Origin of the sequence: Frateuria hangzhouensis (genome assembly GCF_026410505.1) — a bacterium.
Classification (GTDB): domain Bacteria; phylum Pseudomonadota; class Gammaproteobacteria; order Xanthomonadales; family Rhodanobacteraceae; genus Frateuria_A; species Frateuria_A hangzhouensis.
This window is the reverse complement of sequence record NZ_JAPMIU010000007.1, coordinates 1-23707: the sequence shown is the minus strand read 5'-3', so window position 1 is coordinate 23707 and position 23707 is coordinate 1. Positions and strand designations below refer to the sequence as shown.

Here is a 23707-nt window from a genome sequence, read left to right as displayed (position 1 = left end):
GAATGGTCAGGCGCGCACGGCCGGGATGGCAGGATGTGCGCCGTTGGAAACGGTGTGGAGATGGCCGCGGCACAACGCTTCCATGCGCCCGGGCCAGTCGCCGAGCGCGGCCACGATGTGCGCCTGCTGCGAAGGGGTGAACAGCCGCGAGAACTTGGTGCCGTTGCGCGACCCGATGGTCTCGCGCACGTTCTGCTTGTGCGGTTCGTGATCACCCACGATGCGGTCGTAGGTGGCTCCGCGCTGCTCGATCATCGCCGGCTCGAAAGTGAGCCCGAGGAAGGCACAGACGCGCTCCAGCGTGCCAGCGGGATTCGCGGCCAGTTCCTCGTAGGCCAGAAACATGCGTCCGCCGCGGTGGGCCTGCGCCTCGGCGGCGCGCGCGGAAGCGATCCAGCGGCCGACGCAGCCCTCGACGGTGCGGTATTCGCGGCGCCACCGGTCCGGATAGCGCGTCGCCACGTCGTACATCGAGGCGATGTTGTCCGGCGCCGAACGCACCACGCAGATCACCTTGATATCCGGCAGGTACTGCTCGATCGCATCCAGGTAGTGCAGGTGACCCGGCGTCTTTTCCAGCCACAGGCGCCGCCCGTCCCGGCGCGCCAGTTCGTCGCCCAGCTCGGCGTACAACCGTGCCAGTGGCGCCAGGAACAGCGGCATCGGGGGCACCCGGAACAACAGGTCTTCCCCGCCGCCGTGGCGCAGGAAGCTGCACAGCCGGCGGCGCGCGCCCCGCGGGTGGATTAGACCGAGCTGTGCGCGCCACTGGCGCAACCGGCGGCGTTGGCGCTCGCGCCAGCCGCTGGGCGGCAGCGCGAACAGGCGTTCGGCACGCTGTCCGATGGCGTCCGCGAAAAAGTGCGTCTCCGGCGTGGAGAACACGTCCGGATGCGCGGCCAGCGTCGATTGCAGCAAGGTGGTGCCCGAGCGCGGGCAGCCCACGACGAGCGCGTGTTCGATCGGTGTGTCGTTCATGCCTGACTCCTCCGGATCCTGTCCGCTCATGGCATGGCGCTGTCGGTCGCGCCCGTGTTCGCGCCGACCATGTAGCCGAACCGGCGCATGAGGGGGCCGCAGAGCGATTCGATCCGGCCCAGGTTGCGCTCGCCGAAGAACTCGGCGGGCGCCACGCTGCGATTGCCCCGCGGTTGATAGGCGCGCTCCTGCTCGGACCGGATGTCGACGGTGGCGGCCATGCCCAGCCGGCGCGCCAGGTTGGCGATCTGGCCCGGCTTGTCGGCGACGAAATCCTCGTAGCGCACCAGCACGACACCGTCGGCGTGAGCGAGGTAGCTCTCCACCGCGAGGTTCCAGCGCCGCGCCAGCCTTTCGATGTGGTCGGCGCCCGCAAGCGCCAGGTCGCTGCCATCGAGGATCACCTGCCAGCCGGGCACCTGCGCCAGCGCCGCCCGCTGCGCCGGCCCCAGCTCGGCCAGGCGGCCGTCCAGATGCAATCGGTTGAGAATGCTGCGGATGTTCTGCCGCGGGTCGCGCACGATGAACACGCGTCGGGCGTCGGGGAACCGCTTCTGCAGCTGCGGCTGCATGAAGGAAAAGTTGGGATCCTTGATGACGTCGGCGGCGAAATAGGCACGGTGGCGATCGATCACCCGGTCCAGCGCAAGCCGTCCGCCAAGCACCTCGGAAACCACCTGCGTGCCGGTGTCGAAGTGTGCGATCTGCCAGAACGGATCATTGCTGAAACTGGTACCGGTGGCGCGCGCCAGCAGGGCGGCGATCGCCGTGGTGCCCGATTTCTGGTTGCCACTGACGATCACGGGCCGCTGGGCAACGCGGGCTCGCTGATGGCGATAACGCTGCCGGCAGACCCATGCGAAGCGTCGCAGGCGCGGTCCCGGGGCGGCAAGGGTGGATGTCATGCGCAGATACTCCTCGTGTCGACGTGATGACGCGTCCGCGCCGGCCAGCTTGCGGCCGTGCCGGTTGCCGGGATGGCGAGCTCGTGTCGGCAAGATACGATCATGTCCACTGACTCTCTCCTTGCAGCGCGTCCGGCATGGGATGCGTCAATCCGGACTCGCGACGGCGTCCGTTTTGCGCTTTCCACGGTTCTTCAATTCGTCCGCGATCTCGCGGAACTGGCGCAGGCGCTCGCGACCGCCGGGCATCACGAACCACAGGGCCATGTAAGTCGCACCGTAGAGCGCCATGTCCACGAGCACCCAGCTCGCCTGCCAGCCCGTCCAGACGAACCGGTGCATCGCCCACAGCACCAGGCCGGCCGTGATCGCCGCCACCGCCGGCCGCACCAGCGTGGCGAAGGTGGTGCCGGTATTCACCGGCGTGCCGCGATAGCAGTAGGCAAGGGTCGGCCAGGAAATCAGCGCGCGCGTCACGCTGTAGGAAAGCGCCACGCCCAGGGCGCCCCAGGGCAGCCCCGCGAAGAAGGCCAGGATGGTGACCGGGCTGACCACCAGTTGCTGGCGCAGCTGGCGGTCGGTGCGACCCAGCGAGCTGTACACCCAGCCGCCGGCCACGTTGAAGGTGCCGAAGAATGCGGCGATGCCCAGCGCCTGGAAGATCGGTACCACTGGCAGCCATTTCGGCCCGAGCACGATTTCGATGATCGCCCGGGCGTCCACCAGCAGAAAGCCGACCACCGGCATGCCGAGGAACGTGATCGTGCCCAGCGCCCGGTAGTAGAAGCGGGCGAAGCGCTCGGGCTGGTCCTGCAGGCGGCTGAGTGCCGGCATCACCACCGAGGAGATCGGCGTGTTGATCTGCTGTACCGGCAAAAGCAACAACCGGTAGGCCTGGCTGTAGAAGCCCAGCGCGATATCGGACACGTAGCGGCCGATCAGGATGTTGTCCATGTTGCGGTTGGCGAAGTTGAGGATCGAGAAGCCGGTCTGGTTGGCGCCGAGCGCCACCATCGGCCGCACGCCGCTCTTGCGCCTGGGCAGGCTCGGCAGCCAGCGGCAGCTCCAGACCGTCAGCGCCAGCCGGGTCACGCCGGTGCCGTAAACCTGGATGGCCAGCGCCCAGTACCCGGCGCCCATCCAGGCGCTCCATATCGCGGCCACGAAACCGACGATGCGCGCGGTGACGTTGAGCGAGCCGATCGTGCCGAAGCGCATCTGCCGCTGCATCAGCGCGGTGTGTTGGATTGCCAGGCTGTCGACGACGACCGAGCCGGCCAACGCCACCACCAGCCACAGCACCCGCGGATCGCGGTAGAACCACGCCATGGCCGGACCCAGCGCCGCGAGCGCCGCACCGATCGCCAACCCCAGCGCCAGGTTGAGCCAGAACAGCGTGCTTACCTGTTCGTGGGTGATCTCCGCCCGCTGCACGGTGGCCAGCGACAGGCCGCCCGAGCTGAGTACGGTGATGAAGCCGGTCAGCGCGACGGTCTTGCCGAACACGCCGAAATCCGCCGGCAGCAGCAAGCGGGCGAGCACCGCCATGCCCACCACCTGAATGCAGAAAAGGCCAGCCTGGCTGAGCAGCGTCGCGGCCGCGCCACGCACGCTGTGGCGGCGAAGATCGCGGTGGACGTGCTGCATATCGAACATGCGGTGGGCACCGCGTACACGCGTGGTTGTCATTGATATCGGGAACGCAGCAAAAGCAGGCTCGAGCGGTATTGTCGAGACCGCAAACGTTGGCCGCCTGCACGTGAAACGACCGTATAGCCGGGCCGTCGCCAGCCGTTTCGGCGGGCGTCCATGCTCGCCCGCAAACCGCCTCCGATGGCCGGCTGAGGACACCATGCCGGCCAGTCAGCTGGGGTTTACCTTTGCTTCACCGGAGGTTAGATATGTATTAAAGCCTTAGCTTGCGTTTCACGCCCGTCAACCAGAGGAGAGTTGACATGAAACGATCGGCGGCAACATTGGGGCAGGTTCATTACGCAACCTCCCGGAACGCCTGGCTGGGCTATCCCGGATACGTGCAGGACATGATCATCCGCTCCGGAGCGCGGCATGTGCTGGAGTTGGGAGGCGGAGCCAACCCCGCGATACCGCTGGAATTCCTGCGCGAGCACGGCGTGGAATACACCGTCCTGGACATCTCCCCGACCGAACTGGCCAAGGCACCGGCCGGCTACCACAAGGTCTGTGGCGACATCGGTGCGGCGGAGCTGGCGTTCGAAGGCATCGAGGGGCGCCATGACCTGGTCTTCAGCAAGATGCTGGCCGAGCACGTGAAGAACGGCGAGCAGATGCACCGCAACGTGTTCCGGCTGCTGGCCCCCGGCGGCAAGGCGATCCACTATTTCCCCACGCTTTACGCACCGCCGTTCGTGGCCAACCGGCTCATGCCCGAGCGGGTGGCCGACCGCCTGCTGCAGTGGCTCGAACCGGGTCGCGAAAAGGACGGCAACAAGGGCAAGTTTCCCGCCTACTACAGCTGGTGCCGCGGCCCGACGCACAGGCAGTTCGCGCGCCTGCAGGGCCTGGGATACGTGGTCGACGAGTACATCGGCTTCTTTGGCCATCACGCCTACTACCGGCGCATCCCGGGCATGCGCAACCTGCACCGCTGGTTTTCCTCGTGGCTGGTCGAACATCCGTTCCCGACGCTCACCAGCGCCTGCTACGTGGTGTTGAGCAAGCCGGTGGAAACCATAACGATGATCAAGGCCTGAGCCGGCAACGAGCCCGGCCGGAGTAGTCGAGAGCCTCGCCGCGGCGCCGAGCAGCGCTACGCCACGGGCCAGTGCGCTCCGTCGCGGGCGCCCGACGTGCGCGGCGCCCCACCCGCGCACCGCCAGCCGATGCGGAACCGGCACCGGCTTTTTTTACCTGGATTTGTCGTTCCCTGAAGCACCATCCCGCTGCAAGCGCGATCCGGTGCGGCCGCCGCGCGCGGTGGCCGCCGGCGTCGCGAGCGACTCGAGTGGCCGGAAATGCCGGCCAGTCAGTGACAAAGGGACCGTATGGATCTAAGTGTCGTCATTCCTTCCTACCGATCCGGCAAGCTGGTCAGGCGCGCCGTGGAATCGGCGATTGCGGAGGGCGTTTCCCCCGAGAACGTGGTGGTCGTCGAGGACGGCGTGTTCGACGACACCGCACGCGTCGTCGCGGACTGCCCCGGGGTCCGGCTGATCACCCTGGAAACCAATCGGGGCGCTCCTTACGCCAGGAATGTCGGCCTGCAGAACGTCGCGACCCGCTACGTGATGTTCCTGGACGCCGACGACTACGTGGAAAACGGCCTGCTTCCGGGCCTGGTGCGGGCCCTGGAGCAACAGCACTCGGACCTCGCGATCGGGCCATGGCGTTACGCCGGCGAGGACCGCCAGCCGGGCATGCTGCGAACGCCCGAACGGCTCAGCAATGCCGAGTGGATTTTCTCCTGGACGCGGCTGCGTTTCTTCCCGCCATGTTGCGTGGCGTGGAACGTGGACAGCATCCGGCGCATTGGCGCGTGGGATGCGCGGTTGAAAAAGAACCAGGACGGCGAACTCATGATCCGGGCGTTCGTCCGCGGGCTGAAGGTTTCGACCTCGGACGCCGGCCAGGGCGTCTACTGGCAGCACGCTTCCCCGCATCGGGTCACCAACGCGAAGATCGATGATCTGCTGCACGCCACCGACATCATTTTCAGGCAACTGGAAACCTGGGCGGGCTCCCGCGCGGCCAATGACTTTCCCGAAAGCGACCGCAACGCGTTGGGGCGGTACTGCTGCGTGACGGCGTGGCACGCCTATGCGCACGACCGCAAGGACAGCGGCATGCGGTGGATGGCCAAGGCCCGGGCGTACGGCTTTCGCAACAAGGGCTACAACAGCAAGACCTCGCTGCTCGCGACGTTCCTGGGGGTAAGCCTGTCGTCCAAGGCCCGCGCCCGCTTCGAGCGCTCGGGCATCTTCTACAAGCTGAGATACAAGCGATGACGGTCGGCTTCGCCGGCCTCGCGCGCCGGTTCTCCCACCAGCCGTGTCGCGACCTGCTTCAGCGCAGTACGCGCGGACGGCCCCTTCGTGCGGCCGCTGGACAACCGGCGCCGCGGGCATTCCGGCGCACGCGGTATCGCCGGGTCCGGCCGGGCCTGGTCCCTACATCCACCACACGCCGCATGGGCCGAGGTAATCCATGGAACTGAGTATCGTCATTCCTTCGTATCGATCCGAGCGGACCATCAAACGGACGATCGACTCGGCCATTGCGGAGGGTGTTGCCCCCGGCAACATCATCGTGGTCGAGGACGGCGTGTTCGACGACACCGCGAGCGTCGTGCGCGCCTGCGAGGGCGTGAGGCTGGTGACGCACGAAACGAACAAGGGCGCTCCGGCGGCCAGGAACGCCGGCCTGGAACTCGTCACGACCAGGTACGTCATGTTCCTCGACGCCGACGACTACGTGGAAAACGGCCTGCTGCGCGGGCTGGTTCGCGTGCTCGAACAGGAGCGCTCGGACATCGCGATCGGGCCGTGGCGTTACGACGGCGAGGGCCGCCGCCGGGGCGTGGCGCGCATCCCGGACAAGCTGAGCAACGACGAGTGGATCTGCCACTGGGTGCGGCCGGTGTTTTTTCCGCCCTGCAGCGTGGCGTGGAACACCGCCAGCGTGCGGCGCATCGGCGCCTGGGACCAGCAACTGAAGACCAACGACGACGGCGAGATCATGATCAGGGCCTTCCTCAAGGGCCTGGCCGTGTCGGTATCGAGCGTCGGCAACGGCGTCTACTGGCAGCACCCGTCGCCCTACCGCGTCAGCATCGCCAAGATCGACGACCTGCTGCACGCAACCGAAGTGGTGTTCCGGCAACTGGAGCCATGGGCCGGCCCGGGCGTGCGCAAGGACATCCAGCAGAGCAACCGGAACGCGCTCGGCCGGTACTGCTGCGTAACGGCATGGAATGCCTTCGCGCACGACAAGAACGAGGTCGGCATGAAATGGCGGGCACGGGCGCGGTCCTACGGCTTCAACGCCAGGGGCTACAGCTACATGACCTCGCTGCTCGCGGCATTCCTGGGGATCCGGCTGTCGTCCAAGATCAAGGACCGCTTCCTGCGCCCGGCCGCGTTCTACAAGACGATCTCCCAGCGATGGGGCGTCGCGCGATAAGTGGCGCACACGCCACGACGGCTTCCCGTGCCGTGCAGGATGCACGATGGATCGACGCTGTGCGGCATGGCGGGCGCGACAGGTGCGCGGTTCCGGGATATGGCATGCCTAGCGGCGACCGCGGGGCGCGGCCGTTGGCGATACTCCACAAAAAAGGGGCAGCCGATGGCTGCCCCGGGGAGAACCACGCCGGTAAGGCTTACCGGGTGTAGGTGTTGTACTTGGGGTTGGAGAACACGTTGCCGGACACCGAGATGTCGTAGGTCTTGGCGCCGATCTGCAGGTCGCGGTCCAGGCCGCCACCGGCCTTGGTGGGCGACATGTAGCGGGTGCTGTTGTAGTGCAGCGTGTTGCCCGTGACCGTGTTGCCGTGCGCGGCACCGGTCATGCCGATGGCGGCCAGGCCGTTCTCGGTCATGGTGTTGCCGGTGTAGGTGATGAACGAGGAACCCACGCCCAACGCGCCGAAACCGCGGTTGCCGCTCATGGTGTTGCCGACGATGGCGATGTCCGAGATGTTGACGTGCATCTCGATGCCGTTGGCATGGTTGCCGATGAACTTGTTGTTCTCCAGGCGGATGTTGTCGGTCGGGCCCTGCGTCATCGGCTCGATGTCGATACCCGCCTCCGGCAGCGTGCCATTGGTGTTGCTGAAGGTGCTGTTGACCACGTACACGTGCGACGCCGGCGTGATCGACAGGCCCTGGCGACGGTTGTTGTCCGACACCACGCCCACGATGGTCACGTACTCCGAACGCTTCAGCGTGCTGCCGCTGCCAGTGGCGCCGATGTAGAGGCCGTCGCCCCAGAAGTTCGACAGGCGGACGCCCTTCACCACCACGTTCTTGGCAGCGATGATGTCGATGCCCATGCCCCACTCGCCGTTGGTGCCCTTGTGCAGCATGCGGTCACCTTCCATCGAGCCGCCGACGATGCGCACGTCGGTCACCTTCCACACGCGGATCAGGCGCGAGCGGCCGACACTGTTGGGAATGACCACCAGCGTGGCGTTCGAGTCCAGCTGCAGGCGCGTGTGCGAGCGCAAGCGGATCGACTTCTCCGCGTCGATCATGTAACGGCCCGCCGGCACATTGACCGTGCCGCCGGTGGCCGGCAGCGAGTCGATCGCGGCCTGGAACGCGGCGGTGTCGTTGTGCACGCCGTCACCAAGGGCGCCTTTGGCGCGCACGTCGACAGTGACGTCCTTGCCGATGTTCACCTTGGGGGTAGCGCTCCACCACTCGGTGGCCGCAAAGGCAGGCACGGCAACGGCGGAAAGCGCGAGCGCGGCGAGCGCGAGCATCAACGGCTTCTTCACAGAAGCGAGGGCGCGGGCGGCGCGCGGGGAGGCAACGGCAAGCTTCTGATTGTTGGCGGAAATGTTCATGATGGAGCGGGGTCTCGGAATGTTGTCGGGTAGAACTTCGTCACGCGAAGCTCACGCAAAAAATGCGCTTTCGTCACGCACCTAAGCAAGCTCTACAAGAAGCCCCAACTGGTGAATTTATGACCACGTTGGCAAAACACCCCGGGACGGCCGAAAGGGCCGCAAACCCATGCGCGATGCGCATCACAGATTGCCTGGCAGGGCACACAGGCAGCCGCCTGCCCACGCATGATGCGTGCATGAAGACGTCACATCCGGGCGGGCTTCCAGCCGGTGATCGAGCCCTCGCGTCTCACGGGCACGCGCGGCGCGCCTGGCCCTTTGACGGGTAACCAGGCGCGGAGCGCGGCCGGCCCGTCGCGGGCTTTTGCCATGCGGTGATCGCTCCCAGCCGGGGGCCGGCAGCGCCCGTGCGATTTACATGAACACCGGCCAATGGTCGAGCTTGTTAGCCCCGTGAAGGTCCTGCATCTTCCGCGTCACTTTCACGTGACGAGAGTCCAACCCTGATGACGAACCTGCACGACACCCAGCTCCCGGCGAAGCCGGCCTCCAAGCGGAACCTCCTTACGAGGTCCCTGATGATTGCCGCCGCGTCGTTGTCGCTGTCTGCCGTAGCGTTGCCGGCCGCCGCCGGCAATTGGTGGTCGACCAGCCCCAGCGTGTCGATCGGCTCCTCCACCATCAATGTGCGCAACAAGGGCGCCAAGGGCAATGGCGTGCACGACGACACCGCCGCCTTCCAGGCCGCCATCGACTCGCTGCCCAAGAGCGGCGGCACGGTGACGGTGCCGGCAGGCCGCTACATGATCAACGCGGTCAAGTCGATCCGCATGCGTTCGCACACCCGCCTGCAGCTGCAGGACGGCGCCGAGCTGCGCGTGATCCCCAACAAGGAAGCCTGGCATTACGCCATTCGCGCCTGGCGCGTGAACAACGTGGTCATCAGCGGCGGCAAGATCGTCGGTGAACGCGCCCAGCATCGCGGCAAAGGCGGCGAGTGGGGCATGGGCGTGAGCATCCTCGGCAGCAAGAACGTCCTGGTGAAGAACGTGCGCGTCTCCGATTTCTGGGGCGACGGCCTCTATGTCGGCGCCAAGAACGGTGTGCGATCGGACTACGTGACGATCAACAACGTGGTGTCCACCGGCAACCGCCGCCAGGGCCTGTCGATCACCCCGGCCTCGCATGTCTACGTGGTCAACAGCACCTTCAGCGACACCCACGGCACCCTCCCGCAGGCGGGCGTGGACATCGAGCCGCAGAACGAGGGCAAGACCACCGACATCCGCCTCGAGAACAACACGATGACCGGCAACAAGGGCAACGGCATCGAACTGCACGCTAACATCTCGAGCATCAAGATCACCAAAAACAAGCTGACCAACAACCGTGGCTTCGGCGTACTGGCGATCAGCGCCCCGTACCTGACCATCAGCGGCAACCAGGCCACTCGCAACGGCCTGGCCGGCGTCGGCCTGACCAGCAAGACGCACCACACGTCGGTGGCCAACAACACGCTGCAGTACAACAGCACCCGCTACATGTCGCCGACCAAGTCCGGCGGCGGCAAGACCCGCGACATCCAGGTCAGCAGCACCACCTACTCCATCACCCAGAGCAACAACACGCTGTCGCCGAAGCGGTAATCGACGCGAACGCAGAGCACGTGGCCATGGCCACGTGGAAGCCGGGGCAGGCCACCTGCTCCGGCTTTTTTTGGTTCATCGCGCTCTACCGGGGAATGGGATGACCCAGTTCCTTGGCGCCCACATCCATGCATTTTCGCCTTCTGCAGGAGCGCGCCCGTACGCACTTGCAAGGTGGTTGCGTACGGGAAGCCGTCTGCCTGCATCAAGCCCGCACCCGGCCTCAACATCGTAGGGTGGGCTTCAGCCCACCAGCCCGGCTACCCGACGAACCGGCCACCCTGCGCGATACGCGCGGCAGGCGCAGGCGCGTCATGAGCCATTGATGCGCCTCGTCTCGACATGGGCCTTCAAAGAAGCGCCTCTCTGGCGTCGGGTTCGAAGTGAACGGCGGCTGTTCCTGGCGAGCGGCGGAAGGAAACCGCAACGCGGCTGCCTGTCCCCTTTATCGAAGCTGGCGCGGAGCGCCTTTCGCGCGGCCGCCAACTTCCCGCGCAACCCCGTGCTTGTCAGTGCGGCGGGTGGATCGGCCGTCCTTTTTTCTTGCGGTCTTCCGTCCAGGCGAAGAGCACACCTCCCAGCCCTCCCCTGCAAACAGGGAAGGGGCAGAAGCAAAAAAAGGCACGGGTCCGGAGGCATATGCGGATACCCATCGAGGGGCTCCCCGCCTTGTAGGAGCGCACCTGTGCGCGACCGCGCGGCACCGATTGGGCTGGCGATCGCGCAGGTGCACTCCTGCAGAAGCGAAGCCCCATGGCGGTCGAAACAAGCAGCAGAGCCTCACACGAAACGCGATGAACAAAAAAAGGGGCAGCCCATGGCTGCCCCTCTTTCAATTTACCGCTCAACGGCTCAGCGGGTGTAGTTGTTGTACTTGGTGTTCGAGAACGTGTTGCCCGACACCGACACCCGGTAAGTGCCGCTGGCGACCTGCAGGTCACGGTCCAGGCCACCACCGGACTTGGTCGCCGACATGTAGCGCGTGCTGTTGAACTGCAGCACGTTGTCGACGATCTGCACGTCGTGCGCCGCGCGGGTGATGCCCACGGCCGCGAGCTTGTTCAGCGTGGCGTGGTTGCGCTGGATCTTCAGGTTCGAGGCGCCGACCGACAGCACGCCGAAGCCACGGTTGGTGGTCATCTTGTTGCCGACGATGGCGATGTCGGAAATGTTGGTGTGCAGCTCGATGCCGTTACCGTGGTTGCCGACGAAGGTGTTGTTCTCCAGGCGAATGGAGCTGGTCGGACCCTGCACCTGCGGCTCGATGTCGATGCCGGCTTCCGGCAGCGTGCCGCGGGTATTGCTGAAGGTGCTGTTGACCACGTAGACGTGCTTGGCCGGGGTGATGGACAGGCCCTGGCGGCGGTTGTGGTCGGACACCACGTTCATGATGGTGACGTTCTCCGAGACCTTCAGGTAGCGACCGCTGCCCTTGGCGCCGATGTAGATGCCGTCGCCCCAGAACTCGGACAGGTGGGTGCCCTTCACCACCACGTTCTTCGACGCGATGATGTCGATGCCCATGCCCCACTCGCCACGGGTGCCCTTGTGCTTGGCGCGGTCGCCCAGCATCTTGCCGCCGACGATGCGCACGTCGGTCACGTTCCACACGCGGATCAGGCGCGAGCGGCTCAGGCTGTTGGGGATGACCACCAGCTCGGCGTTGGTATCGAGCAGCAGGCGGGTGTGCGAGCGCATGCGGATCGACTTCTCCGCATCGATCATGTAACGGCCGGCGGGAATCTTCACGGTGCCGCCGGAGGCGGGCAGCGCGTTGATGGCGGCCTGGATGGCAGCGGTATCGTTGTGCACGCCGTCGCCCTTCGCGCCCTTGTCGCGCACGTTGATCTGGGCGCTGTGCCCGATCTCGACTTTCGGCTTGGTGCTCCACCACTGGGTCGCAGCGAAGGCAGGCACGGCAGGCGCGGCAAAGGCCAGCGCGGCGAGCGCCAGAATCAACGGCTTCTTCACACCGACGGTCGAGCGCTTCACGGCGGCGACGGAGGGCGAACGCGAGGCAAGGGTTTGATTGGCAAACAGGTTTTGAATTGGCACGGCAGAATCCCAGGAAATCATGAAGGCGGCTTCGTCACGCGAAGCTCACGTAAACAATGCGCAGCCTTCACGTAGCCAAGCAAGCTCGACAGGAACGGTGCTTTCACGATTCCTTGATCGTGTTCACACAACGTCGACATATCCGGGAAGTATTGCCCCTCACCGGTGCGGGAGGGAGGGCCACGATGCCGTACCAAGGCGCTCGTGCAGGTGCCTGTGCATGAGACAGGTCGCGGGGGATTCTCCGCGGTGGCGAACAACTTTATCGGCCGGACGTCGGCCGGCTTGAGCGCTGCCAGTGGCGACATGCCTGCACGGCAGCTTCATCCCGAGCCGGCGGCGCTTGACGACAAATTTACATCAAGTCGACAGCGCTGTAACGGCTGCGGTACGGCCGGCGATTTTTTTTTGCGGCCGAGGGCGTGTCTGCCAAGCGGCCGCGACCGGCGGGCGCCATCGTTCACCTGCGCGCCCGCAAGTCCCATGGCCATGCGCCACGCGGCCACCATGGCGGTATCACGCCTTCTTCCACGCCGGAAAACGCGCGCCGCCCCAGCCTGGGTTTTTCATGAACCCCCGCCAATGGACGAGCTTGTTAGCTCTGTGAAGGTGCCGCAAGGTCCCCGTCACTATCACGTGACGAGAGGATCAAATCCTGATGACGAATTTGCACGACACCAAGCTTCCGGTGACACCGGCCCCCCGCAAGTGGAAATGCTTCATGAAGCCCTTGATGGTTGCCGCCGTGTCGCTGACGCTGTCTGCCGTAGCGTTGCCGGCGGCAGCTGGTCACTGGTGGTCGGCCAACCCTCATGTGTCGATCGGTTCGACCACCATCAACGTGCGCCACAAGGGCGCCAAGGGTAACGGCCGGCACAACGATACCGCCGCCTTCCAGGCCGCGATCAACGCCCTGCCCCGTAGCGGCGGCACGGTGGTGGTGCCTGCCGGCCGCTACATGATCGATGCGAAGAAGTCGATCCGCATGCATTCCCACACCCGCCTCAAGTTGCAGGACGGCGCCGAGCTGCGCGTGATCCCCAACAAGGAAGCCTGGCACTACGCGATCCGCGTGTGGGGCGTGAACAACGTCAAGATCGTTGGCGGCAAGATCACCGGCGAGCGCTCGCGTCATCGCGGCCGCGGCGGCGAGTGGGGCATGGGAATCGACATCCGGGGCAGCAAGAACGTGGTGGTGAAGGACGTGCACGTGTCCAACTTCTGGGGTGACGGCCTGTATGTCGGCGCCAAGCACGGCAAGCGCTCGGACTACGTGACCATCAACAACGTGGTGTCCTCGAACAACCGTCGCCAGGGCCTGTCGATTACGCCGGCCTCGCATGTCTACGTGGTCAACAGCACCTTCAAGGACACCCACGGCACGCTGCCGCAGGCCGGTGTGGACATCGAGCCGCAGAACGAAGGCAAGGCCACCAACATCCGGCTCGAGAACAACAGGATGACCGGCAACAAGGGCAACGGCATCGAGCTGCACAACCACATTTCCGGCATCACCATCGCCCGGAACCAGCTGACCGGCAACCGCGGGTTCGGCGTGCTGTCGGTGAGCGGCTCCTTCCTGAACATCAACGGCAACCACGCCGCCCGCAACGGCCTGGCAGGCGTCGGCCTGACCGGCAAGGCGCATAGCTCGTCGGTACGCAACAACACGCTGCAGTACAACAGCACCCGCTACATGTCGCCCAACCGCGTCGGCGGCGGCAAGGCGCGCGACATCAAGATCGCCCGCAGCACGTACGGCATCACCAAGGCGAACAACAAGCTGTCGCCGAAGCGCTGAGGCATAGGCGCGGCCGCAACCGGCGACCGCGGCTCTTTGCAGGCAAACCGAGCCGGGGCAGGCAACTGCCCCGGCTTTTCTCGTGGTTTTTTCCGCTCCGCCGAAGGGGCTTGACCGGCTGGCGCATCAGGCCACGCGTCTGCAGAAGCCCCGCTTGTGGGCGTGCTCCTGGCCTGGTGCCGATCAAGAGCATCGCCCACCAGTGGGCTCCTACAGGGGCCTGGGCGTGGCTGGCATGGCTCGTTGCGGACACCATCGCACGGCGACTTTCCGGGCGCTTGCGCTGCTTCGGCGCTCGGGCGCGGTCCGGAAGACATCGCCAGCCCGCCACTTCATGAATGCCAGCCAATGGCCGAGCTTGTTAGCCGGTGTGAAGGTTTTGCATGGTGTTTGTCACTTCCACGTGACGAGAGGGTCAACAACTGATGATGAAATTGCACGACAACCAGCGTTCCGCGAAATCCGCCCGCATCAGGCACGGGTTCACCCGGCCGCTGATGCTCGCCATGATGACGCTGGCGCTGTCTGCCGTTGCGCTGCCGGCTGCCGCCGGTCACTGGTGGTCTGCCCGCCCGCAACTGGACATCGGCAAAGCCACGGTCAACGTTCGCCACAAGGGCGCCAGGGGCAATGGCCGCCATAACGACACCGCCGCCTTCCAGGCCGCCATCGACTCGCTGCCATCCAGCGGCGGCACCGTGGTGGTGCCGGCGGGCACGTACATGATCGACGCGCGCAAGTCGATCCGCATGCGTTCGCACACCCGCCTGCTGCTCGATACCCACGCCGAGCTGGTGGTGATCCCCAACGGCCGCAGCCGCTCGCAGCTGATCCGCGTGTGGAACGTCAGCGACGTGCGCATCGTCGGCGGCCAGATGAAGGGCGACCGCGTCCGGCACAAGGGCAACCGCGGCGAGTGGGGCATGGGCATCGACATCCTGGCCGCAAGGGACGTGGTGGTGAAGGGCACGCACCTTTCCAACTTCTGGGGCGATGGCATCTATATCGGCGCCCGCCACGGCAAGCCGTCCAACTACGTCACCATCGTGAACGTGGTGTCCAACCACAACCGGCGCCAGGGCCTGTCCATCACCCCGGCCAGGCACGTCTACGTGGTCAACAGCACCTTCAGCAACACCCGCGGCACGCTGCCGGAGGCGGGTATCGACATCGAGCCGCAGAACGAGGGCACGACCCGTTGGGTGCGCCTGGAGAACAACACGTTCAAGGGCAACCACGGCAACGGCATCGAGCTGCACAAGCACATTTCGGATATCGCCATCGTCGGCAACCGGATGGTGGGCAACCGTGGCTTCGGTGTGCTCTCGTGCGGCGCCTCGCACCTGAACATCGGGCGCAACCATGCCCTGCGCAACGGGCTGGCCGGCGCGGGCCTGACCGACCGGGCTCACGACGTATCGCTGGTGGGCAACACGCTGCAGTACAACAGCACGCGCTACATGTCGCCCAACCGCATGGGCGGCGGCAGGGCCCGCGATCTCAAGATCGGCCGCGCGACCTATGGGATCCGGCGATCCGACAACCACCTCTCGCCCAAGCGGTAAACGGGCGGCAAGCGGCAGGACGGCACCGGCGCGCCGTTGGGGCCGCCGGACGGACCGCAGCATCACGCCGGGCCAGGCGGCTGGCCCGGCGTTTTTCATCCGCGCACGGCCATCGCGTGCCCGGCGTTTCGGGGATTTCGGAATCTCTTGCGGGACATCGAAAAACGGTCGCTCGTACACCGACCAGGCCTGCGGCTGGTCGAAGCTTCCCAGGCGACAGGCCCTACAGAACCGGTCTCGCCAGCGATTGTCCGGCGGCATCGCCCCCCAGCAGGCGTGCGTACACGTCCATCGTCCGTTGGATCACCATGCGTTCGTCGAAATCGGCCACCGCCTTCTCGCGCGCGGCGGCACCGAGCCGTTGCAGCAGCGCGCGATCGTCGTCGAGCCGGGCGATCAGCGTGGCCAGCGCGGAGGCGTTGCGCGGCGGCACCATCAGGCCGTCGACGCCGTGCCGGGTCACCACCTCGCGGCACCCAGGCTGATCGGTGGTGATCAGCGCCAGTCCCGCCGCGGCGCCCTCGATCAGGCTCTTCGGCACGCCCTCGCGGTAATAGCTCGGCAACGCCATCACGTCGATGGTGGCGAACAGCGCCGGCATGTCCTCCACGTGGCCCAGCCAGGTCACCAGGCCTTCCCCGGCCCAGCGCTGTACCTGGTCGTGCGGTACCGAGCGCGGGTTGCCGGGGTCGGGCGCGCCGGCGAGCACGAACTCGATGTCCCTGCCTTGCCCTTTCAGCTGCCGCGCGGCCTCGACGTACTCGCCGATGCCTTTTTCCCACAGCAGCCGGGCGGCGAGCAGCACGCGCAGCCTTCCGTCGCGTCCCGACATCGAACTGGGCCGGAAGCGCGCCGTGTCGACGCCGGAACTGCGGATGACCTCGATCCGGGCCGGCGCCACCAGCCGCGAGCGCCTGAAAATGCCCTCGTCATCGGGGTTCTGCAGGATCAGCAGCGACTGGCGGTGGTCGAGCGTGCCGCGCATCAGCGCGCGAACCAGCGGACGCAGGCAGCGTGCCTTGAGACTGTTGCTGGTAAACACGTAGCCCATGCCGGCCACGGCGTTGACCGTCGCCGGCACGCCGGCCAGCCGCGCCGCCAACCCGCCGTACACCGCGCATTTGACGGTGAAGTTGTGCAACAGGTCGGGCTTTTCGCGGCGAAGTATGCGCACCAGGTACTGCAGCGTCACGGTCTCGCGCAAGGGATTCAGGCTGGCCCGGTCCATCGGCAGCGTGACCCAGCGAAAACCCAGGCAGGCAAAGCGGCCGCCGAACTCGCCCGGTGGCGAAAGCATCACCACCTCGTGGCCTTCGGCCTGCAGCCGGCGGGCGGTGGACAGGCGGAAGTTGTAAAGGTACCAATCGGTATTGGCGTAGAAGACGAACTTCATCGAAACGATTTCCTTGTTGGGTACGCCGCGTCGCGCTCCGGGCGCACGGCGCTTAGAACGTGTTGTCCGAGAGCGTGACGTTCCGGGTGGTTTCGTCGATGCGCACCTCGGTGCGAGGCTTGCCGTCGCCCTTGTCGGGTTTCCCGGTGGCGATCGACTTGATCGACTTGAGCATGTGGTGGACATAGCGGGCGCTGTTGCGGCGCACGGTGTTGCCGGTGATCCGCACGTCGCGCGTCTTCTTGACCAGCGCGATGCCGACCAGCCCGTTGTCCAGGATCTGGTTGCCGTCGATCCACAGGTCGACGACGTTCTTGCCGTACACGCCGTAACCGGCGTTGCCCTCGATGGTGCAGTCGCGCACGATCACGCCCTCGACGTTGTGGTGGATCTCCACGCCGCAGCCCTTGTTGCCGGTAAAGGTGCAGCGCTGGATCAACACGTCGCGGGTGGGACCCTGCGCCATCGGCTCCAGGTCGATGCCCGATTCTGGCTTGGTGCCGTGGGTGTCGCTGAACGTGCAGTCGATGATGCGCACGCGCTTGCACGGCCCGATCGACATGCCCTGGCGGCGGTTGTTGGTGGACACCACGTTCTCGATGGTCACGTCCGAGGAGACCACCTGGAAGACACCCTTGCCCAGCGCGCCGATCCATATGCCGTCACCCCAGCAGTTGGAGATGTGGGTGCCGGAAACCTTCACGTTGTGGGACGCCTGGATGTTGATGCCATATCCCCACTCGCCGCCTTCGCCGGTGTGGCCCTCGCGCTCGCCCACCACGCGCCCGCCGCGGATCTCCACGTTGGCCGCGCGCCAGACCTTGATCACATGCGAGCGCTTGCGCGCATTGGGGATCGCCTCGATGGTCGCCTGCGGGTCGAGTTGCAGGATCATGTTGGAGCGCAGCCGCAGCGCCTGGGTGGCGTCCACCATGTAGTGCCCGGCCGGCACCACGACCGTGCCGCCCTGTTCGGGCAAGGCATCGATCGCGTCCTGGATCGCCCAGGTATCGTCGGTCTTGCCGTCGCCCTTGGCGCCCTTGTCGCGCACGTCGACGGTGGCCGCACCCGTGGTCGCCGCGTGCGCCGGCCGGGCGTGCGAGGCCACCAACGGCGCCAGTGCCATCAGCAGTGCCTGGCGCAGGAACGTCCGCCGCGTGCTCTGGGCAACAGGCGCCGGACCGGCTTGGCAGTGGCCTGTTTGCGCGTCATGTTCCGGCTCTACGATGCCGCGCATGTCGACTCCTGGCTGTTCGGTCCGCGTGTGTGGGCCGCGCCCAGGTTCTGTCCCGGCCGCACGCGGCTGAGCAACCACGGCAACGTGATCGCCAGCAGGTAGAACTTCGAGGCGTAGTACTTGTTGTCCAGCCGGCCGCGGTGCACTTCCAGCCAGCGCGGCGCGCCGGGCAGCAACGTTTTGGCCTGGACGGCGAAAGCGTGCACCTGGTCGAAGCGCTGCCGCGCCAGCCCACACAGGTCGAAGCGGAACGAGCCCTTGGCGTGGACGTAGGGCAGCTTGCGGAAATGACGGGCGATATGGCGCCGCACCAGTACCTTGTTGGTGCCGTCCGGGCCCATCAGGTATTCGTCCGGCACGTGGCGGAAGACCCAGTCGTGCAGTCGTTCGTCGCAATAGGGATAGGCCAGGCGCAGGTCCAGCGCCGGCGCGGCGAACATGCCCTTGCCGAAGATCGCGGCCTCGACGATGGCGGCCGACACGCGGCGGCGCGCCTCGGGCGTTTCGGCCTTGGCGATGGCGGCGCGGAACACTTCCAGCCGCGCGCGCGACTGCCGCGCCAATGGGCACCCGAACAGCGCATCGACCTCCGAGTCGGTGAACCGCGAGCCGGCGTAGAAGCGTTCGAACTCGTTCATCTGCAGCGTGCCCAGCGCGTAGCACAGCTTGAAGTTGCGCCCCAGCACGTCGGTCTCGAACAACCGCGGGGAAAGGCGCACGCCGCGCGCCAGCAACCCGAGCATGCGCTGCTGCCAGTGCGGCGGCACGCCGAAGTACGGGTCGGAACCGAGCGCATCGATGATGCCGTCGCCGCCGCCGGAGGCGATCTCGGTGACGAGATCGGCGTAGGACAGCACGGCGAAGTCGGCCGTGAGCAGCGGAATCCGCGGCACCATGGCCAGGTAGCGGTCGTAGGCGCGGGCCGGGTCGCATATCAGCGACTCATGCCTCAGCCCCAGTTGCGCCGCCACCTGCCGCGCCGACTCCACCTCGTTTTCCTCGGTACCGCCGAGGTACGTCACGCAGGTGGTTTCCGGCCGCGTTTCGGCCAGCGCGATGGCCATCGAGGTGGAGTCCTTGCCGCCGCTCTGCAGCAGCCACGGCGCCCGGATGGCATGGGTGCTGCGCTCGATCGCCTCGCTGAGCAGGCGATGGTAGGTGTCCACCAGGGTGGCCTCGTCCACCTCGCCGGCGCGGGGCCGGTTGGTCACCGCCGCGGCCTGTCCCAGGAAATGGAAGCGCGGATGGTCGTGCAGATCCTGGTCCGGATCGAAACCCGTGGTGGCGACCTTCACGCCGCGGAAGATCGAGTGCGGCGGATACACGAACGAATTGCGCAGCAAGTCCGCCAGGGACACCTCGTCGATGCTGTCGTTGCGGTCACCCTCGCTATCCAGCGCCGACAGGTCCGCCTTGCCGCCGTAGGGCGACAGATCGAGCTGGACGTGGCGTTCCGCGGGCGGCGCTGCCGCCTGCTGTGCAGGCACGGATGTCATCGCCTCACCTCCATGGACGTTCGCTTGCCAGCCAGAATCGCCGGCCGGTATCGCAACGGGAACGCTGGACCAGATTGAAGGTCCGCCGCCTGTAGTGGGTGGATCGCCATCGCACATGAAAAACCTCCTTCGCCATCGCGCTCGCGTCCCGGCGCAGGCCGATCCGGACGCTGCACCAGTGGGCGCATCGGACGGTTGCCTTCGGTCGGGCGGCGCGTCGGGTTCAAATCACGAATCCATGGCTGACATACAAATAGAAGACGCCGCTGGCCGCGATCAGCCCTATGCGAATCAACAGCGGGTTGCGCAGCGGCGTCAGGCGGCTGTTGCAGCAGATCGCGGCCAGCACCAGCGATACCGACAACCACGAGGAAAGCAGGTAGCGGTTGGAGAAGTTGCCCCAGCCGACCGCGAAGAAGGCCAGCAGCATGACCGCGTAGATCGCCGTACCGTCCTTGATCCGCTGCCGCGCCGGCTCGTGCACCAGCGGCGCCAGGCCGTAGGGCAGCAGGTACCAGAACAGCGAGAACACCGCGAAATCCAGGCGCACGCCGGTCCGGTAGGCCGCTCCCACGTCATACTTCATGACGATCGCGTACACCGGGGGCGCCAGTACCTGCACCAGCAACATGGTCAATCCGCTGCAATAGGCCAGGAACGCGCCGATGGCGATCAGCCGCTGGGTGCGCTCGCGCAGCAGCAGCACTGGGGCGAACGCCAGATAGAGCAGCGACGAGTAGTGGAAGCCGGTGGCCATCAACCCCCAGAACAGGTAGCTGCGCCACTGGCGCTGGTAGAACGCGATCAGGGCCGCGAACACCAGCAGCGAGGCCAGGCCCTGCCGCACGACATTGATCGAGGCGTTGCTCATGACCGGCGAAAGCAGCAGGAACATCAGCGAGGCGGTAAGGAAGGTCAGGTAGCTGCCTTCGCTCTGCAGGTAGTCGTAATACTTGCGCGTGGCCACCACCACGGTGCCGATCATCACCAGGAACAGGCAGCTCTGGTACGCGGTGCGCCCCATGCCGGTGTTGGCGAGCGCCATGCTGAGGTAATAGAAGATCGGCTCGAAGCGGCTGTTGACCGTCCCGTGATGGCGCAGCGCATCGAAGAAGCCGGCGTAGACATAGGTGTCCGTGCCGATATCGATGCTGCGCGAGCCGACCACCAGATCCATGAGCAGGCAGACGGCGGCCAGCACCATCAGCGCGAGCATGGCCCGGGCGTTGGTGTTGGACGGGGTGTCGACCAGGGGTAGCGTCTGTTCCATGGATTCAGCTCGTGCGTTGGGAGCGCGATGCGCTGGAGAACCGGCGCGCGTAGGTGATCACGCGGCGGCGTGCGTAACGCACCAGGCCGAGTACGTGGACGATGTACATCTGCGGCCCGCCCAGCAGGCCCTGCGCGTGCAGCGCGCGGCGCGCATCCACGCCGGCGGCGTACATCGCCGCCAGGTCGCCGCTCAGTCCGCCCGCGCCGAAGGGCGGCTTGTGCCAGGACGCCAGGATCTGCTCGACCCGCGCGCAGCGGTAGCCCGACAGCAGGATCTGCGCCCACAGCAGGTAGTCTTCCGAGCGGCGCCGCTGTTCGTCGAAGCGGAACGGCAGATCGCGCCGGACGATGATCGACGCGGTGGGAAACGGGCTGCGCAGCATCAGCAGGCTCGGCGGCACCACCGTGACCGTCTGGCGGTGTTGCAGCTTCGGCGCGGGCGCATCGCGTGTCTGCACGTTCATGCGGTGGGCCAACAGGGCGATGCCCGGATCGGACGCGAGCACGTCCATCTGGATCTTCAGCTTGTGCGGATGCCAGGTATCGTCCGCATCGAGAAAGGCGACGTAGGGCTGTCGCGCATTCGCCCAGCCCAGGTTGCGCGCCCCCGACGGGCCGCCGTTGCGGGGCACCGAGAAAACCTTGACCCAGCCATGCGGGTACGCACGCGCCACCTCGTGCAGGCGGTCGAGCGTATCGTCGCCGCTGCAGTCGTCGACCAGGATCACCTCCGCCGGCCGCAGCAGCTGCGCGGCCACCGAAGCGACCGCCGGCCCGACCGTGTCCGCACAGCGGTAGCAGGGCACCACCACGCTGACCGGCGCAACCCTCGCGTCGGGCGTCCTTGCGGGCACCGCGCCCACGTACGGGGAGTCGACGGTCTGCCTTTTGTCAGATGCGGTTCTGTTGTCCATAGGTTTCCCAAGGTGTCTCAACAAAGGCAGTCCGAGATGCGCGCCGTGGCCGCCTTGGCCGCCATTTGCCACTCGGCGACGCGGTGCTCGAGCAGGTGGCGCAGCGTGTCCTCGCGCTGCGCCAGGCGTTCGAGCGAGTCCTGCAGCCGTCGCGAGGTCAGGTTGCGCGCCTGCAGCACTGTTTCCTGGCTGCCGAAGAGGTCGCGGTTGATGCCGCAGGCCTTGACGCTGTAGGCGATCGACACGGTCGGCACGCCGCTGGAAAGCGCGGCGATGACCGGATGCGCACGCGCGCCGATGAAGAAGCGCAAATAGCTGATGACGTATTTGGTCTGCGCCGCGTTGAAGGTGTTGGGCATCATCTTCACCGCATCGCCCAGGTCGGCCACGCGGGCCAGCAGCGGCGCCATGTATTCGGCATCGCCGCCGTGGGCATCGCCGCGCAGCGGGTCGGCGTGCGGAATCAGCAGCACGCCCAGCTGGTGTTCCTTCACCGCGTGGCGGATGAACGCCTCCAGTTCCGCGTGCACATCCTTGTCGCGACGCTTGTGGCGCTCGACCAGCCGGCTGACGTTGAGGCCGAGCACGTGTCCTTCGCCCTTGGGCCAGAAGGGCTTGAGGTCGACCGGCTCCTTGCCGAGCATGAAAGACGGTTCGGCCATGCGGATCACGTTGCGCAGGCCCAGCTTGTGGATCAGGTAGTCGTGGCTCATCGATTCGCCGGCGGCCACGAAATGCATGCGTGCGAGGTGCCGCGTCACCGGCTCGACAAACTCCGGCTCGCGCTCGAACGGCCCGACCGACGCGCCCCAGAGCATCACCGGCTTGCCCATGTCCATGGCCCAGCTGTCCACGCTCATGATCGGCGAGGGAATGCGGTAGTCCAGCGAGTAGTTGTCACCGCCCACGGCAAGCACCGCATCGACCGACTCCAGTTGATGGCGCAGCCAGCGCGGCATCGGGAACGGCCAGGCGGCACGCTTGATCAGCGGCAGCGGCAGGCTCTGCAGTTGCACCCAGTAGCGCGCCGGAGGCGGCAGGTAGGCGCGCACGAAGCGCACCCCGTGGTCGGCGGCATCGGGCCATTGCGCGCTGTCACGGGCGATGTTGATCGAGGGCACCATGACATCCACGTCCCCGAACTGGTCTTTCAGCAGTCCGACCGTGCTGCGCACGATGGCCTCGCAACCGCGGTTGCGAAAGGTGCGCTGTCCGGAGAGGTAGAAACGTTTCACGGTGCGTCCTGGCGTCTGGTGTGGCGAAGTGGAACGGGAACCTCTGCGGCCGCTGGATCCGGCCCTGTCGCCCGTGACCCGGAGCCGCCGCGTGCTCCACGCGGCGGCGGCCGTCAGGCGGTGGCCGACACGCGCGGCGCGGCCTCGAAACCCGCTGACGCTTCCGCGAGCGCACGCCCGCGGCCGATGCCGTAATAAGCCAGCCCCGCCTCCTCCACCTGCACCGGGTCGTACAGGTTGCGGCCGTCGAACATCGCCGGCTCCTTCAATACCTCGCGGATGCGCGCGAAGTCCGGTGCGCGGAACGCCTTCCATTCGGTCACGATCGCCAGCACGTCGGCGCCTTCCAGCGCCGCGTACGCGTCCTCGCACAGCACCAGGTCCGACCGCTCGCCGTAGAGGCGCACGGTTTCCGCGCGCGCTTCCGGGTCGAACGCCCGCACCGTGGCCCCGGCCGCCCACAGCTGCTCCATCAGCCGCCGGCTGGACGCTTCGCGCATGTCGTCGGTGTTGGGCTTGAACGCCAGGCCCCACAACGCCACGGTCTTGCCCTGCAGCTGGCCGCCGTAGTGCCGCTCGATCAGCTCGAACAGCTTGCCCTTCTGCGCGTGGTTGACCGCCTCCACCGCGCCCAGCAGCTTGGCCTCGTAGTCCACCGTGCGC

Annotated in this window: 18 protein-coding genes; 6 read left to right on the top strand and 12 right to left on the bottom strand. The window is 66.5% G+C overall.

The features are described 5' to 3' along the window. Window positions 1-6: 6 nt before the first annotated feature. The 3 genes from OSC30_RS09220 to OSC30_RS09210 all read right to left on the bottom strand — a co-directional run bounded on the left by OSC30_RS09220 (window position 7) and on the right by OSC30_RS09210 (window position 3539). Window positions 7-978 carry a sulfotransferase family protein gene (locus tag OSC30_RS09220; protein ID WP_267171551.1) on the bottom strand — a complete coding sequence of 324 codons (972 nt, stop codon included), beginning with the start codon at window positions 976-978 and terminating at the stop codon, window positions 7-9. A gap of 26 nt (window positions 979-1004) precedes the next feature. After that, entirely contained in the window at window positions 1005-1883 is an 879-nt protein-coding gene (locus OSC30_RS09215) for a sulfotransferase family protein (protein WP_267171550.1), read from the bottom strand. A 147-nt stretch (window positions 1884-2030) separates the two neighbouring features. After that, on the bottom strand, window positions 2031-3539 hold the full coding sequence (locus tag OSC30_RS09210; RefSeq protein ID WP_267171549.1) for a lipopolysaccharide biosynthesis protein: 1509 nt from the start codon (window positions 3537-3539) through the stop codon (window positions 2031-2033). Window positions 3540-3838: 299 nt separating this feature from the next. On the opposite strand from OSC30_RS09210, the gene OSC30_RS09205 reads away from it, so the two are divergent. The 3 genes from OSC30_RS09205 to OSC30_RS09195 all read left to right on the top strand — a co-directional run bounded on the left by OSC30_RS09205 (window position 3839) and on the right by OSC30_RS09195 (window position 7040). After that, on the top strand, window positions 3839-4615 hold the full coding sequence (locus OSC30_RS09205; protein ID WP_267171548.1) for a class I SAM-dependent methyltransferase: 777 nt from the start codon (window positions 3839-3841) through the stop codon (window positions 4613-4615). A gap of 291 nt (window positions 4616-4906) precedes the next feature. Beyond that, the gene (locus OSC30_RS09200) at window positions 4907-5866 is read left to right on the top strand and encodes a glycosyltransferase family 2 protein (RefSeq protein WP_267171547.1); all 960 of its coding nucleotides are present in this window, start codon (window positions 4907-4909) and stop codon (window positions 5864-5866) included. A gap of 199 nt (window positions 5867-6065) precedes the next feature. Beyond that, window positions 6066-7040 carry a glycosyltransferase family 2 protein gene (locus tag OSC30_RS09195; RefSeq protein ID WP_267171546.1) on the top strand — a complete coding sequence of 325 codons (975 nt, stop codon included), beginning with the start codon at window positions 6066-6068 and terminating at the stop codon, window positions 7038-7040. A 199-nt stretch (window positions 7041-7239) separates the two neighbouring features. Here OSC30_RS09195 and OSC30_RS09190 read toward each other — a convergent pair whose 3' ends face one another. Further along, window positions 7240-8343, bottom strand: coding sequence for a right-handed parallel beta-helix repeat-containing protein (locus tag OSC30_RS09190; protein ID WP_267171545.1), 1104 nt, complete (start codon window positions 8341-8343; stop codon window positions 7240-7242). 665 nt (window positions 8344-9008) lie between these two features. Between OSC30_RS09190 and OSC30_RS09185 the strand changes: the two genes are divergently transcribed. After that, entirely contained in the window at window positions 9009-10076 is a 1068-nt protein-coding gene (locus OSC30_RS09185; RefSeq protein ID WP_267171544.1) for a right-handed parallel beta-helix repeat-containing protein, read from the top strand. Window positions 10077-10928: 852 nt separating this feature from the next. On the opposite strand, the gene OSC30_RS09180 is transcribed toward OSC30_RS09185, so the two are convergent. Continuing rightward, entirely contained in the window at window positions 10929-12131 is a 1203-nt protein-coding gene (locus OSC30_RS09180) for a right-handed parallel beta-helix repeat-containing protein (RefSeq protein WP_267171543.1), read from the bottom strand. Between the two features lie 721 nt (window positions 12132-12852). Here OSC30_RS09180 and OSC30_RS09175 point away from each other — a divergent pair. After that, window positions 12853-13932, top strand: a complete 1080-nt coding sequence (locus tag OSC30_RS09175) for a right-handed parallel beta-helix repeat-containing protein (protein WP_267171542.1) — start codon at window positions 12853-12855, stop codon at window positions 13930-13932. Window positions 13933-14360: 428 nt separating this feature from the next. After that, entirely contained in the window at window positions 14361-15497 is a 1137-nt protein-coding gene (locus tag OSC30_RS09170) for a right-handed parallel beta-helix repeat-containing protein (RefSeq protein WP_267171541.1), read from the top strand. A 223-nt stretch (window positions 15498-15720) separates the two neighbouring features. On the opposite strand, the gene OSC30_RS09165 is transcribed toward OSC30_RS09170, so the two are convergent. From OSC30_RS09165 to OSC30_RS09135, 7 genes are all read right to left on the bottom strand, one after another. Next, window positions 15721-16890: a glycosyltransferase family 4 protein gene (locus tag OSC30_RS09165; protein ID WP_267171540.1), complete on the bottom strand. Its 1170-nt coding sequence runs from the start codon at window positions 16888-16890 to the stop codon at window positions 15721-15723. A 52-nt stretch (window positions 16891-16942) separates the two neighbouring features. Next, complete coding sequence (locus OSC30_RS09160) at window positions 16943-18127, bottom strand: right-handed parallel beta-helix repeat-containing protein (RefSeq protein ID WP_267171539.1); 1185 nt, start codon at window positions 18125-18127, stop codon at window positions 16943-16945. Further along, the gene (locus OSC30_RS09155) at window positions 18112-19623 is read right to left on the bottom strand and encodes an asparagine synthase-related protein (protein WP_267171538.1); all 1512 of its coding nucleotides are present in this window, start codon (window positions 19621-19623) and stop codon (window positions 18112-18114) included. Before OSC30_RS09155 ends, OSC30_RS09160 begins: the two co-directional genes overlap by 16 nt. Window positions 19624-19846: 223 nt before the next feature. Beyond that, complete coding sequence (locus tag OSC30_RS09150) at window positions 19847-20893, bottom strand: EpsG family protein (protein WP_267171537.1); 1047 nt, start codon at window positions 20891-20893, stop codon at window positions 19847-19849. Window positions 20894-20897: 4 nt separating this feature from the next. Next, window positions 20898-21749, bottom strand: coding sequence for a glycosyltransferase family 2 protein (locus OSC30_RS09145; RefSeq protein ID WP_267171536.1), 852 nt, complete (start codon window positions 21747-21749; stop codon window positions 20898-20900). A gap of 77 nt (window positions 21750-21826) precedes the next feature. After that, window positions 21827-23044, bottom strand: coding sequence for a polysaccharide pyruvyl transferase family protein (locus OSC30_RS09140; protein WP_267171535.1), 1218 nt, complete (start codon window positions 23042-23044; stop codon window positions 21827-21829). Between the two features lie 113 nt (window positions 23045-23157). Then, on the bottom strand, window positions 23158-23707 hold a 550-nt coding region (locus OSC30_RS09135), incomplete at its 5' end, for a UDP binding domain-containing protein (RefSeq protein WP_323374207.1).